This is a genomic window from Roseomonas sp. AR75 (assembly GCF_005222815.1).
Classification (GTDB): domain Bacteria; phylum Pseudomonadota; class Alphaproteobacteria; order Acetobacterales; family Acetobacteraceae; genus Falsiroseomonas.
Genome location: NZ_STGB01000006.1, coordinates 322,684 through 335,813, shown reverse-complemented (window position 1 = coordinate 335,813; position 13,130 = coordinate 322,684). Strand labels below are relative to the sequence as shown.

General features: G+C 70.1%; 13 protein-coding genes. 8 read left to right on the top strand and 5 right to left on the bottom strand.

The features are described 5' to 3' along the window. Positions 1-3 precede the first annotated feature (3 nt). The 3 genes from E4T13_RS26145 to E4T13_RS26135 are packed head-to-tail and all read left to right on the top strand — an operon-like array spanning position 4 to position 2,130. Positions 4-555: a thiamine pyrophosphate-binding protein gene (locus E4T13_RS26145; RefSeq protein ID WP_137181292.1), complete on the top strand. Its 552-nt coding sequence runs from the start codon at positions 4-6 to the stop codon at positions 553-555. A 5-nt stretch (positions 556-560) separates the two neighbouring features. After that, on the top strand, positions 561-1,145 hold the full coding sequence (locus tag E4T13_RS26140; RefSeq protein ID WP_137181291.1) for a thiamine pyrophosphate-dependent enzyme: 585 nt from the start codon (positions 561-563) through the stop codon (positions 1,143-1,145). A 10-nt stretch (positions 1,146-1,155) separates the two neighbouring features. Next, a complete protein-coding gene (locus E4T13_RS26135) occupies positions 1,156-2,130 on the top strand; it encodes a hydroxyacid dehydrogenase (RefSeq protein ID WP_137181290.1) in 975 nt (324 codons plus the stop codon). 98 nt (positions 2,131-2,228) lie between these two features. Here E4T13_RS26135 and E4T13_RS26130 read toward each other — a convergent pair whose 3' ends face one another. Then, positions 2,229-3,005 carry an enoyl-CoA hydratase/isomerase family protein gene (locus E4T13_RS26130; RefSeq protein ID WP_137181289.1) on the bottom strand — a complete coding sequence of 259 codons (777 nt, stop codon included), beginning with the start codon at positions 3,003-3,005 and terminating at the stop codon, positions 2,229-2,231. Positions 3,006-3,083: 78 nt separating this feature from the next. Between E4T13_RS26130 and E4T13_RS26125 the strand changes: the two genes are divergently transcribed. Next, positions 3,084-4,262, top strand: coding sequence for an enolase C-terminal domain-like protein (locus E4T13_RS26125; RefSeq protein ID WP_137181288.1), 1,179 nt, complete (start codon positions 3,084-3,086; stop codon positions 4,260-4,262). On the opposite strand, the gene E4T13_RS26120 is transcribed toward E4T13_RS26125, so the two are convergent. Next, positions 4,246-5,334, bottom strand: a complete 1,089-nt coding sequence (locus E4T13_RS26120) for an alpha/beta hydrolase (protein WP_240791299.1) — start codon at positions 5,332-5,334, stop codon at positions 4,246-4,248. The genes E4T13_RS26125 and E4T13_RS26120 overlap by 17 nt on opposite strands. Between E4T13_RS26120 and E4T13_RS26115 the strand changes: the two genes are divergently transcribed. Next, the gene (locus E4T13_RS26115) at positions 5,333-6,238 is read left to right on the top strand and encodes an aldose 1-epimerase family protein (RefSeq protein WP_137181287.1); all 906 of its coding nucleotides are present in this window, start codon (positions 5,333-5,335) and stop codon (positions 6,236-6,238) included. The genes E4T13_RS26120 and E4T13_RS26115 overlap by 2 nt on opposite strands. 99 nt (positions 6,239-6,337) lie before the next feature. Here E4T13_RS26115 and E4T13_RS26110 read toward each other — a convergent pair whose 3' ends face one another. Next, positions 6,338-7,039 (bottom strand): alpha/beta fold hydrolase, encoded by a 702-nt coding sequence (locus E4T13_RS26110; protein WP_170985259.1) that lies wholly within the window; start codon positions 7,037-7,039, stop codon positions 6,338-6,340. A 260-nt stretch (positions 7,040-7,299) separates the two neighbouring features. Between E4T13_RS26110 and ltnD the strand changes: the two genes are divergently transcribed. Genes ltnD through E4T13_RS26095 form a run of 3 tightly spaced genes read left to right on the top strand, consistent with a single transcriptional unit; the run spans position 7,300 to position 10,515 of the window. Beyond that, on the top strand, positions 7,300-8,199 hold the full coding sequence (gene ltnD, locus E4T13_RS26105) for an L-threonate dehydrogenase (protein WP_137181285.1): 900 nt from the start codon (positions 7,300-7,302) through the stop codon (positions 8,197-8,199). 53 nt (positions 8,200-8,252) lie between these two features. Beyond that, the gene (locus E4T13_RS26100) at positions 8,253-9,488 is read left to right on the top strand and encodes a hypothetical protein (RefSeq protein WP_137181284.1); all 1,236 of its coding nucleotides are present in this window, start codon (positions 8,253-8,255) and stop codon (positions 9,486-9,488) included. 43 nt (positions 9,489-9,531) lie between these two features. Then, positions 9,532-10,515: a tripartite tricarboxylate transporter substrate binding protein gene (locus E4T13_RS26095; RefSeq protein ID WP_170985258.1), complete on the top strand. Its 984-nt coding sequence runs from the start codon at positions 9,532-9,534 to the stop codon at positions 10,513-10,515. Between the two features lie 4 nt (positions 10,516-10,519). Here E4T13_RS26095 and E4T13_RS26090 read toward each other — a convergent pair whose 3' ends face one another. After that, the gene (locus tag E4T13_RS26090) at positions 10,520-11,512 is read right to left on the bottom strand and encodes a PhnD/SsuA/transferrin family substrate-binding protein (RefSeq protein ID WP_137181282.1); all 993 of its coding nucleotides are present in this window, start codon (positions 11,510-11,512) and stop codon (positions 10,520-10,522) included. 168 nt (positions 11,513-11,680) lie between these two features. After that, the gene (locus tag E4T13_RS26085; RefSeq protein WP_137181281.1) at positions 11,681-13,000 is read right to left on the bottom strand and encodes a Rieske 2Fe-2S domain-containing protein; all 1,320 of its coding nucleotides are present in this window, start codon (positions 12,998-13,000) and stop codon (positions 11,681-11,683) included. Positions 13,001-13,130: the final 130 nt, after the last annotated feature.

Below are 13,130 nucleotides of genomic sequence, written 5' to 3'. Positions count from 1 at the left end.
GGGATGGACCGCGACGCGCTGGAAATGCGCCCCGATGCGGCGGCCGATTGGCCGGACCGCATCTTCGATATCCTCAAGACCCACGGCATCACGCAGGTGGCGCTGGTGCCGGATGCCGGGCACGCCCGGCTGATCCGCCGCTGCCTGGCCGACCCCGCCATGACCGTCGTGACGCTGACCACCGAGGAGGAGGGCGTGGCGATGCTCGTGGGCTCCTGGCTCGGCGGCGCGAAGGGCGTGCTGCTGATGCAGTCCTCCGGCGTCGGCAACTGCATCAACATGCTGTCGCTGGCGGTGCTGCACCGCGCGCCGCTGCCGATGGTCGTGACGATGCGCGGCGACTTCGGGGAGTTCAACCCGGCGCAGATCCCGATGGGCAACGCCGTGCAGCCGACGCTGGAAGCGATGGGCACGCTGGTGCGCCGCGCGGACGTGCCGCAGGACGTGCCGGCGGTGGTGGATGCGGTGATCCGCCTCGCCTTCAACACCTATCGCCCGACCGCGGCGCTGCTCGGGCAGCGGCTGATCGGCGCCAAGACCTTCGGCAAGGATTGAGGGCGATGCTCGACCGACGCGAGGTGGTGCCGGCCCTGCTCAAGGATCGCGGCGACCTTCTGGTGGTGGCGGGGCTCGGCGCCTCCGCCTGGGACATCACGGAAGCGGGCGATTGCCCGCAGAATTTTCCGCTCTGGGGCGGCATGGGCGGGGCGGCGATGCTGGGCCTCGGCCTCGCGCTGGCGCAGCCGCAGCGCCGCGTGCTGGTGATCACCGGCGATGGCGAGATGCTGATGGGCCTCGGCGCGCTTTGCACCATCGCGGTGAAGAAGCCGGCCAATCTCTCGGTCGTGGTGCTCGACAACGAGCATTACAGCGAGACAGGCGGGCAGGAGACGGCGACGCGCCACGGCGTGGACCTCGCCGCCATCGCGCGCGGCGCCGGCATCGCGGATTCCCGCGTGGTGCATGGCGCGCAGGAGCTGGGGCCGCTGCGCGAGGCGATCCATGCGGCGAGCGCGCCGGTCTTCGCCAACGTCAAGGTCGCGCCGGGCAATCACCCGCTGGTGCTGCCGCCGCGCGAGGGCGCCTATCTCACCGCGCGCTTCCGCGAAGCCGTGCTCGGCCCTGCCGCGCATCACCAACTCTGAAGGCCGCCGTATGCCGCATGTGATCTGCTCCCACCCGATCCACCCGGATGCGGAGGCGGTGATTCGCGCCACGCCGGGCTTCACGGTGGAGACGTTGACCGATCGCAGCCCGGCCGGTCTGGCGGCGCGCCTGCCGGAAGCCGATGCACTGATCCTGCGCACCATCCGCGTCGACGAGGACTTCCTGTCGCACTGTTCCCGGTTGCAGATCCTGGCCCGGCACGGCGTCGGCTACGACATCATCGACGTGCCCGCGCTGACCCGCCGGAAGATCCCGCTGACCATCACGCCGGAGGCGAATGCCGTCAGCGTGGCGGAGCACGCGCTGATGCTCATGCTGGCCAGCATGCGGAAGCTGCGCGGCTATGACGCGAATGTCCGGAGTTTTGTCTGGGGCGGGCAGGCGAACCTGCCGAGCTTCGAGCTGGCCGGCAAGACGGTGCTGGTCTTCGGCTTCGGTCGCATCGGCACGCGCGTCGCGCGGCTCTGCCAGGCCTTCGGCATGCGCGTGCTGGTGCGCGATCCCTACATGCCGAAGGGCACGATCCGCGGCGCCGGCTACGAGCCGGTGGAGGATCTCGCGGCCGCGTCAGCGGAGGCGGACGTCGTCACCTTGCACTGCCCCTCCAACGCCGAGACGCGCGGCATGGTGGATGGCGCCTTCCTGCGCGGCATGAAGCGCGGCGCGGTGCTGCTGAACACCGCGCGCGGCACCCTGGTCGAGGAAGCGGCGCTGGCCGCCGCGCTCACCGACGGCCATCTCTCCGCCGCCGGCCTCGACGTGTTCGAGGAGGAGCCGGTCGAGACGCCGATCGCGCTGCTCTCGGCGCCGAACCTGATCCTCACGCCCCATGTCGCGGCCAGCACGCAGGAAGGCCTGCGGCGCATGGCGCTGGAGAGCGCCGCGGCCGTCCTTGGGTTCTTCGCCGGAACGCTCGATCCCGACGTGGTGGTCAACAAGGAGGTGCTGGGACGGAACGCATAGAGCATTTTCGAGCCAAGCGGACACGCTTGGCGACTCGGAAACGCGATCATTCAAGGAGCGAGACCGGTTTCGCCGCGTCTGCCCGCGATGAAACCGGTCTAGTTCCCGGTCCAGTTCGGCGCGCGCTTCTCCAGGAACGCCGTCACGCCCTCCTGGAAATCCTGGCTGCCGAAGCACAGCGTCACCAGGTCGTCGCCATGGATCGTGCCGGCGGCCTGGCGCAGGCGCTTGAGGGCGAATTTCGTCGCGGTCAGCGTGCGCGGGGCGAGGCCGGCGATGTGGTTCGCCAACTCCATCGCGCGCGTCTCCAGCGCCTCCGGCGTCTCCAGCAACTCGGAAACGAGGCCAGCCTTCAGGGCTTCATCGGCCTCGACGAGACGGGCGGTAAAGACCAGCTCCTTCACCCGCGCGGGGCCGATCAGCGCGGCGAAGCGCGCGTAGTTCGCCATGGACAGGCAATTGCCCAGGGTGCGCGCGATCGGCAGGCCGAAGCGCGCATTGGCCGCGGCGATGCGCAGGTCGCAGACGCCCGCGATGCCGAGCCCGCCGCCGGTGCAGGCGCCGGCGATGGCGGCGATCACCGGCTTCGGGCAGTCCTCGATGGCGGAGAGAACGCGGTCGATCCGCGCCTCGTAGTCCAGCGCATCCTGGCCGGTGCGGAATTCCTTGAACTGGCTGATGTCGGTCCCCGCCGCGAAGGCCTTGCCGCCGGCGCCGGTGATGACCCAGGCGCGGATGGCGGGGTTCTCCGCCACCGCCTTCGCCTGCTCGAACAGGCCTTCGTACATGGCGAAGGTCATGGCGTTGCGGGCCTGGGGGCGGTTCAGCGTGGTCCAGGCCACGGGCCCGCGCGTCTCGTGCAGGATGTCGCTCATCGGTGTCTCCTCGGTCGCCTCTTGTGCGGCCGGCGGGGCCGGGGCGACAAGGGGGGCGGAAAGTCAGGACCGAACCGCATGCGCATCGTCAGCGTGAAGCAGGGCGTCGCCCCGATCAGCAGCGCCATCGCCAACGCCTATATCGACTTCTCCAAGATGACGGCCTCGATCGTCGCGGTGACGGTGGAAGGCGACGGGAAGCGCGCGACGGGCTACGGCTTCAATTCCAACGGTCGCTACGCCCAGCCGGGCCTGCTGGCGGAACGGTTCGTGCCCCGCCTGACCGAGGCGACGGACGCGCAGGTCACCGACACGCAGGGCCGCCTCGATCCTGCCGGCGCCTGGGCCGCGATGATGAAGAACGAGAAGCCGGGTGGCCATGGCGAGCGCAGCGTCGCCGTCGGCGTGTTGGACATGGCGCTTTGGGACGCGGCCGCGAAGCTGGAAGGCGTGCCGCTCTGGCGCCTGCTCGCAGACCGCTACAATGGCGGCCAGGCCGACGCGGCGGCGTGGGTCTATGCCGCCGGCGGCTACTACTATCCGGGCAAGGGCGTGGACCAGCTCGTCGAGGAGATGAAGCGCTACCTCGGCATGGGCTATTCCACCGTGAAGATGAAGATCGGCGGCGCGCCCGGCACCGGCCTGAAGGAGGCGCTGACGGAGGATCTCGCCCGCATCGAAGCCGTGGTGAAGCTGCTGGGCGGCGATGGCCAGAAACTCTGCGTGGACGTGAATGGCCGCTTCGGCCTGCATGCCGCGCTGACCTACGCCGCCGCGCTGCGCCCCTTCAACCTGCGCTGGTACGAGGAGCCGCTCGATCCGCTCGACTACAGCACCCATGCGACGCTGGCCGAGCATTACGGCCCGCCGATCGCAACGGGAGAAAACCTGTTCAGCATGCTGGATGCGCGCAACCTGATCCGCCATGGCGGGCTGCGGCCGAACCGCGACATCCTGCAATTCGACCCGGCGCTGTCCTACGGCCTGGTCGAATACCTGCGCACGCTGCAGATGCTGGTGGAGCATGGCTGGTCGCCGCGGCGCTGCGTGCCGCATGGCGGGCACCAATTCGCGCTGAACATCGCCGTCGGGCTCGGCCTCGGCGGGAACGAGAGCTATCCGGAGGTCTTCGCGCCGTTTGGCGGCTTCGCCGACGACGTGCCGGTGCGGGACAGCCGCGTGCAGATGCCAGACATCCCGGGCATCGGCTTCGAGGCGAAGAACGAACTGTTCGCGGTCTTCAAGACCCTGGATTGACGGCCGTCACCGGCAACGTGCGCCCGGCCAGCCAGGGCGCGACGTTGTCGTCCGCGCGGGACGGCAAGGCCGCCTGCGGCGCAGCCAGGAAGGCGAGAACGTCGTCCACCACCGTCGCACGCTCGCGCCCCGCCAGCAGCAGGTGGTACCCGCCGGCATAGACGCCGAGGCGCATGGGCGCGCCGGGCGGCAACCGCGCCAGCGCGGCGCGGCTCGCGAAGTTCGGCACCACGCTGTCCTTCGCGCCGATCAGCAGCAGCGTCGGCACATGTTGCCCTGCGGCGTTGCGGCAGCAGAGCGGCAGGGCGGCGACCGCCGCATCCATCAGGTCCACGAGCCCCACGGCGGAGTCCACCCGCGTGCTGCGGATCACCAGCGGATCGCGGCCGAGGCGGCGCAGCGCGGCCGGGTTGTCGCTGGCCACCACACCGCCGACGCCGCCCTGGAAGGGCAAGGCAGGAATGGTGCGGGAGACGAACCAGAGGCCCCCGCGCATCAGCCCGTTCATCGCCTCGCGCGACCAGATCGCCGGCGTGAGCAGCACATAGCCATCCACAGGCGGCGGGATGTCGCTGCCGCTGGCGACGATGGCGACGGCGCCGCCCATGCTCTCGCCCATCAGGTACAGCGGCAGGTCCGGATGCCGCCGCCGCAACAGCCGCGCCGCCGCGTTCGCATCGGACGCCAGCGTCTCAGCCCCCGCCCAATAGCCACGGTTCGGCGCACGGCCGAAGCCGCGCTGGTCATAGGCATAGACCAGCAAGCCGGCGCCGTTCAGCGCCTCGATGCTGTCGGTCAGGAAATTGCCGGAGTGATCGTTGAAACCGTGCAGCGCCAGCAGCACGGCGCGCGGCGGGCCTTCCGGCGCGAAGCGGCGCAGCGGCAGTTCCGCGCCATCCGCGGCGATGATTGCATCCTCCCGCAATCCTGGCGCGGTCATGGCCGGGCCGGCGGGCAGCACCACCGGCGTGCAGCCGGCCAGCGCCAGCAGGCCGAGCAGCAGCAGCGCCGCGCCTTGGCGAGGCCGGGGGCGCAGGGTAGGCAGTCTCCGCAGCATGACGAGGCGGGCCATGGCACGAGAGATACAGCCGGAGCGCGAAGGTCAAGACGGCATTGTCGAGATCGGCTCCGATCGGGTCACTGCCCGCGTGAAGCCACAGGGTGCGGAGCTGTGCAGCCTGCGCGACGCGGCCGGGGAGGAATTCCTGTGGCAGGCCGGCGAGGCCTGGCCGCGGCACGCACCGATCCTGTTCCCCATCATCGGCCGGCTGAACGACGATTTGCTGCGGCTAGGCGACAAGCGCTACCCCATCGGCCAGCACGGCTTCGCGCGCGACCAGCGTTTCGACCTGACCGAGCATTCCGGCACCGGCTGCCGCTTCCTGCTGCGCGACAATCCCGCGACGCACACGGCCTATCCTTTCGCCTTCCGGCTCGAGGTTTCCTACGTGGTGCACGAGGCGAGCCTGGCCATCGGCTACACCGTGACGAACCCGGCCGAGGCACCCCTGCCCTTCTCCATCGGCGCGCATCCTGCCTTCCGCTGGCCGTTGCCAGGCGCCGGGCAGAAGGCCTCGCACAAGCTGGAATTCGAGCAGGTGGAAGAGGCCCCAGTCTATCGCCCCGGCAACGTCGGGCTGCTCGATCCGACGCCGCAGCCTTCGCCGGTGCATGGCCGCGTCCTGTCGCTGCGCGATTCCGTGTTCGATGGCGGCGCGCTGGTGATGCTGGCGCCGGCAAGCCGCCATGTGCGCTTCTCCGCACCCGGCGCGCCGGGGCTGGAAGTGGCGTGGCAGGGCTTCGAACAGCTCGGCATCTGGATGAAGCCGGGCGCGGAGTTCCTGTGCATCGAGCCCTGGGCCGGCCATACGGATTTCGCCGGACGGCCAACCGAGTTTCACCACAAGCCCGCGCTGCAGATCCTGGAGCCCGGTGAGAGCCGCAGCTTCGGGCACCGAATCACCCTGCTCGGCTGACGATCGTGCGCTGGGCCGTGCTTGCCAGCTTGCCGCGCGCAAAGCGTGCCAGCACGGGCCAGCTGATGACGGTGCACGGATACCGCGCAGCCGGCATCGTCATGCCAGGAAGGGCAGCAACGCCGCGCGGAACGCGGCGGGATGTTCCAGATGCGCGAGATGCCCGGAATGCGGGATCACCTGCAGCCGCGCGCCGGGGATGGACTCCGCCATGCGCTGCATCGTCTTCGCCGGCGCGGTCTGGTCGCGCTCCCCCGCGATCAGCAGGGTCGGCACGGCGATCTTCGGCAGGTCTGCGCGGCGGTCGAAGGTGGTCAGGCAGCGCAGCGTGTCGCGATAGACATCCACCGGGATCGCGGCCATCGCCTCGATCGCGCGCGGCATCGCCTCGGGGTCGGCGCCGGGGGCGAACATCCCATCGAGCATGGCCGGCGCCGCCTCGGCCATGCTGCGCCCATCCTCCAGCGGGCCGAGCCGGGCCTTCAGGAAGGCTTCGGCGAAGGAGGGATCTCGGCCGCCGAAGGCCGCGGTCGTCGCATAGAGCACCAGCTTCGACACGCGGTGCGGAAAACGCGCGTAGAATTCCTGCGCGAGCATCCCGCCCATGGAGTGCCCGACCAGCACCGCCTCGAACACCCGATTCACGTCCAGCGATTCCAGCAGCGCATCGGCCAGGGCCGGGAAGGTCATCTCCGGCAGCGCGGGCGTGCCGCAGAAGCCCGGCATGGGCCAATGCATCGCGTCCGGCAGCAGGTCGCCCCAGGAAGGGCCGCCGATCCCGTGCAGCAGAACGATGGTCACGGCAGGTCTCCTTCGCGAAGCGCGTCCTCGCCAGCCGCCGCGACGCGGCGGCGGAGGGCGGAGCTGCGGAAGCATAGCGCGGGCCGGGGGCTTCCGGCAGCGCCCCGGCCGCACCATCTGCGGCAGATGCCGCCGATCTCCACCCTCAGCCGCATCGTGCTGGTGCTGCTCGTCGTCGCCGCCGTGATCCAGATCGGCGTGCTCGTCTTGCGCTGACCGGCCGCGGGCGCGACCCTGGCGCCAGCGGAGGAGCGCGGACGATGAAGGTTGCGGTGATCGGCCTGGGTGCCATGGGCATGGGCGCGGCGAAGTCCTGCCTGCGGGCGGGCCTGGCCACCACCGGCTGCGACCTGCGGGAGGCCGCGCGCGCCGAATTCGTCGCGGCCGGCGGAGCCGCCTGCGCCAGCCCGGCGGAAGTCCCGGAAGGCACGGACGCCGTGCTGCTGCTGGTGGTGAATGCCGCGCAGACCGAGGCCGCGCTGTTCGGTGAGGCCGGCTGCGCCGCGCGCATCGCACCCGGCGGCGTGTTGATCTCCTCCGCGACCATGTCGCCCGACGATGCGCGCCGCCTGGCCGCGACCGCGGAAGCGCGTGGCCTGCTCTACCTCGATGCGCCCGTCTCCGGCGGTGCCGCCAAGGCGGCGAGCGGCGAGATGACGGTGATGGCCTCCGGCAGCCCCGCCGCCTTCGACCGCGCGCAATCCGTGCTGGATGCCGTCGCCACCAAGGTCTGGCGCCTGGGCGATGCACCGGGCATCGGCGCCACCGTGAAGGTGGTGCACCAGCTTCTGGCCGGCGTGCATATCGCCGTGGCGGCGGAGGCGATGGCACTGGGCATCCGCGCCGGCGCCGATCCGCGCCAGCTCTATGACGTGGTGACCAGCGCCGCCGGCAATTCCTGGATGTTCGAGAACCGGATGGCGCGCGTGCTGGAAGGCGACGACGCCCCACGCAGCGCGGTGGACATCTTCGTCAAGGACCTCGGCCTGGTGGCGGAGATGGCGCGCGGCCTGAACCATCCGGTGCCGCTCGCCAGCCAGGCGCAGCAGCTCTTCACCGCGGCCAGCGCGATGGGGCACGGCCGTGCGGACGATGGCTTCGTCATTCGCGTCTGGCAGGCGCTGACGGGCATCCCACTGCCCGGCGACCGCAAGGGCTGAGCCTCCGCCGCAAGGTTGACAGCTTCGCGCGGTGGGATACTTAGGTCTCGAAGTTGAACGGCCGGCCGGCCACGCCGCGCACCGTCCAGGAGGAGATCGTCATGCCCGGCTTCGCCAACCGGATCGAGGACATCCTCGCCTCCTCCACCCGGCGCGGGCTGCCGCGCAAGCTGACGCACCCGCAATCCGACGTCGCCGCCTACATGAAGGGCGTGGACAATTTCTGCCGCGTCATGGCGATCCGTCCCGGCGACCATGTGGTGATGCTGACCGATCCGCTGCTCGATCCCCGCGTGATCCAGGCGGTACAAGGCCTGGCGCGCGGCCGCGGCGCAACCTTCATCTCCTACATGGGCGACAGCACGCGCTACGTGACGATCCCGGACGAGGCGAAGGCGCTGCTGGAACGGGCGACCTTCGTCGTCTCCACCTGGTTCGCCAGCGTGATCGATCCCTTCTGCATGGCGCTTCGCCGCAACAAGGGGCAGCGCTGGGTGAAGATCACCTTCTTCCGCGACCTGGACCTGCTGCACACGCCGCAGGCGCAGTTCCCGGTGGAGCTGCTGGGCGAGATCGTGCGCGCCACCGGCCGCCTGTTCCCGGAGAAGGGCGACTTCCTGATGCGCTTCACCGATCCGCGCGGCACCGATTTCCGCATCCCTTACAGCGACGCGATGCTGCAGAAGCTGAAGCGGCACAATCGCTGGCGCGGCCAGAACACCGCCGAGGAGGATGGCTGCTACGTCCACTACCTGCCGACGCATGGCCCCAACCTGTTCGAACCCGGCATGGTCGGCCTGCAGCCGGAGGAGAAGATCGGCATCGAGGGCATGATCTGGGCGCAATGGGCGGTGGGCTTCGACAAGCCTTTCGCCAGCCCGGTCGGCGTGGAGTTCCGCGACGACGTGGTGCATGCCGTGCATGGCGAGGGCTTCGAGGCGGAGGTGCTGCGCGACTACCTGATCGGCGGCACGCTGGAGGAGGTGGGCTGCGGGCATGTGCCGAAGGCGCCGCGCTTCGACATCTATCCCGCCGGCCCGAATTCCCCGGGCGCGCTGCATTTCGGCATCAATGCGCTGCAGCCTTCCGAGTATCTGCGGCGCGTCATGCCGAACTGGGAGGAGCCGCATATCCACATGGACCTCGTCACCTATGACAGCACGGTGACGGCCGGCAACAAGCCGATGATCGAGGATGGCTACCTGCTCTCGCTGCGCGATCCCGCGGTCCGTGCGATGGCCGAGCGCTACGGCGATCCGGTGGACCTGCTGGAAGCCTATCCGGTCTGAACGACACGAAGGCGCCGCGAGCGCCACAGGGAGGAGAAGAACGATGCTGGGTCTTCGCTTGCGACGCCGCGCGCTGCTTGCCGCCACGCTCGCCGCGCCGGCGGTGGTGCCGGGCGCGCGCGCGCAGGGGAATTGGCCGGAGCGGCCGGTGAAGGTCATGGTGCCGTTCGGCGCCGGCGGCCCCACGGACATCGTCGCGCGCGTGCTGGCCGAGCCGGTCGCCGCAGCGCTCGGCCAGCCCGTGGTGATCGAGAACCGCGCCGGCGCGGGCGGCAACATCGGCACGCGTGCGGTCACGCAGTCGGCGCCGGATGGCTATACGCTGGTGCTGAACGCAGCCTCGCCGCTGGTGATCAACCAGTGGCTCTATCGCGACATGGGCTTCGATCCCGCGAAGGACCTGGCGCCGATCTCGCGCCTGACGACCGGCCCGCTGCTGGTGATCGCCAACAAGGAGCTCGGCTTCCGCACCATCGGCGACCTGATCGCCGCGGCGAAGGCCCGGCCCGGTGCGCTGAACTACGCCACCGCCGGCAACGGCACGGTGCCGCATCTGGCGACGGAGCTGTTTCTGCGCGCGGCCGGCATCCAGATGACGAACGTCACCTATCGCCAGACGCCGGATGCGACGCAGAGCGTGATGCGCGGCGACACCGCGGTGTTCTTCGACAGCCCCGCGAGCATGCAGCATGTGCGCGCGGGCAATGTGGTGGCGCTGGCAGTCACCACGCCTGCGCGCTTCCCCGCCTTCCCGGAGGTGCCGACGGTCAAGGAATCTGGCGGTCCCGACATCTCCGTGGAAGCCTGGTACGGGCTGCTGGCGCCGGCCGGCACGCCGCAGCCGGTGATCGATCGGCTGCACGGCGTCTTCGTCGCGGCCCTGGCCCGGCCGGAAGCGCGCCAGCGCATCACCACGCTGGGCTTCGCGCCGGTGGGCGACACGCCGGCCGAGTTCGCGCGATTCATGGCGGCGGAAGCGGCGAAATGGCGCGGCGTGATCGAGGCCGCGCAGATCAAGGTGCAGTAGCGCCCTACACCTTGTGCGATTCGAGCGTCGCCGGGTGGAACAGTTCCTCCGGCGACAGCACGCGGTCCGACAGGCCCTGCGCATGGTGATGACGCAGGAAATACTCGAACACATGCCGGTTGGCTGACAGGCCATACGAGAAAAAATCCTCGCCCATCAACTGGCGGGCGCGGCGCAGATTCTCCTCCACGAAGGGCAGCGTGACCTTGGTGGCGGAGGTGTCGGTCAGGCGTTCCAGCGCGACGCGCTTCGACGCCTCGAACGCTTTCATCACGGCGCCGGGCAGCCAGCCGTGCTTCTCGACCAGCGACTTCCGGATGCCCAGCACATGCATCACCGGGAAAATGCGGGTCTTGGCGAACCATGCCGTCGCTTCCGCCGTCGGGTCGTCGAACAGCCACCTGATGTTGGGGTCGCCGCGCTCGAAGCAGGAGGGCGCGCGCGGGCCCATCACGCCGTCCAGCTCGCCGGCCGCGAGCATGCCGGAGATCGTCTTGCCCTCCGGCGCACTCTCCACGCGCACGCCTTCGGGCAGCGTCACGCTCAGTTTCTCGATGCGGCCCGGCGTCTCATAGCCGCCGCGCACCCAGGCGATGTCGCGCTGGTGCACGCCGTATTCCTCCTCGAGGATGGCGCGCGCCCAGACATTGGCGGTGAGCTGGTATTCCGGCATGCCGATGCGCTTGCCGCGCATATCGGCGGGCGTGTGGATGCCGCGATCCGTGCGCACCACGATACAGGTGTGGCGGAAGGCGCGGGAGGGATAGACCGGCACCGCGACATAGGGGCTGTCGCCGCGCGCGACGCGCAGGCTGTAGCTGGACAGCGACAGCTCGCAGATGTCGAAGGCCTCGTGCCGCATGGCACGAAAGAAGATCTCCTCCGGCTCCAGCAGCATGAATTGCGGGTCCACCGCGTCGATCCGCACCTCGCCGCGGACCAGCGGCATCATGCGGTCATAGGGGCCGATGGCGATGGAGAGCTGAAGGTCGGACATCGCTGCTCCTGCTCCCTCCCCCGCCACGTCGCGGGGGGGGGGGGGGGGGGGATCGGGGTGGGGGAGAGGCGCCTGGGTGACGTGTGCGCGGAGGCGTTCAGGGTGCTTCCCAACCCCATCCCTCCCCCGCAAGTACGGGGGAGGGAGGCGCTGGCGGGGGAGGTAGCGCTACTCTGCGGCGACGGCCGGCGGCGCGCCGACGAAGAGCTCGCGTTCCAGCTCCGTCGTGCCGAGCGTGCGCCAATCCACGGTCTTCGGCACCACGCCTTCGAAGCTCGCGATGTCCAGCAGCGGCACATGCGGCTCCGTGCGGCCGAGCGCGGGCGCGCCCTCGGCGAAGGCACGCGCGGCCTCGATCATCAGCCGGCGCCATTGCACGATCGCCACGTCGCTCGCGCCCAGGCGCTCGCTGGTGCGATCGGCGATCGGGCCCATGCTCTCCCACATCGCCATGTCCTGCGCCGGGATGCCCTTGATACCCGTGAAGTTGCCGGTCTTCATCAGGTTGCGGTCCTGCAGGTAGTCATTCTCCCGCACGCGCAGGCGCCGCCAGCCATGCGCGGGGTCCACGTCCACGCCGGGGGTCAGCGACAGGAACTTCCGCCACTCCGCCATGGAGGGCACGTCCGGCCCCTCGCCCCAGGCGATGAAGTGGAACATGCAGGTGGTGTCGTTCACCGGCACCGTCACCTGCGCCACGTTGTAGCTGGCGTTCGGCGGGATCAGGCTGGTCACCGGCGCGACGAAGGTGGTGATGCGCACATAGTCGTGCGTCGCCGCGTTCTGGATCGGCCTGCGGATCGCGGCATAGCGGAAGCCGTAGGAGGTGAGTTGCACCTGCAGCCGCGGCGCCTTGTCAGTGGAAGGCCGCGTCCAGTTCTTCGCATTCGCGCCCGCGCGCCCCACCCGCGCCGGCACCATGTCGGACGAATGCAGGGAGGAGGAATGCGCGCTGTCGATCTGCCCTTCCACCACCTGCGCCCAGTTGCAATCCACGCGCGCCGTGCCGATGGAGACACGCGTCTCCGGCGTCGGCGCGAAGGGCGGCGGCTCGAAGTCCGGCATGGCGTCGCGCGCGCCCATCCAGGCCCAGACGAAGCCGCCCGCCTCGGCGGTGGGATAGGCAGGGTGCCTGAACTTCGCGGCGGCGCAGGCTTCCGGCGGTTCGGAGGGCATCTCCACCACATTGCCCTCGGCGTCCACTTTCCAGCCGTGATACAGGCAGCGCAGCCCGCCTTCCTCGTTGCGGCCATAGACCAGCGACGCCTTGCGGTGCGGGCAGAACTCGCCGACCAGGCCGACCCGTCCCTCGGCGTCGCGATAGGCGACCAGCTTCTCGCCCAGAATCTCCACGCGCACGGGCTTGCCCTCGGGCTCCTCGACCTCCTCGGAAAGGCAAACCGGCAGCCAGTGCTGGCGCATGAAGCGGCCCATCGGCGCGTCGCCTTCGACGCGGCAGAGCAGCATGTTCTCGTCGTGCGTGAGCATGGGCGTCCTCCTCGCTCCGGTCGCCGGCCCGGACAGGATCGGATGCTTAGCAGTCTAAGGGCCGGGGCAGCAAGGCGGCCGCGCGCCCACTTGACCCGGATGATTAGAAGGCTAAGTGGTCCGAGCCGAC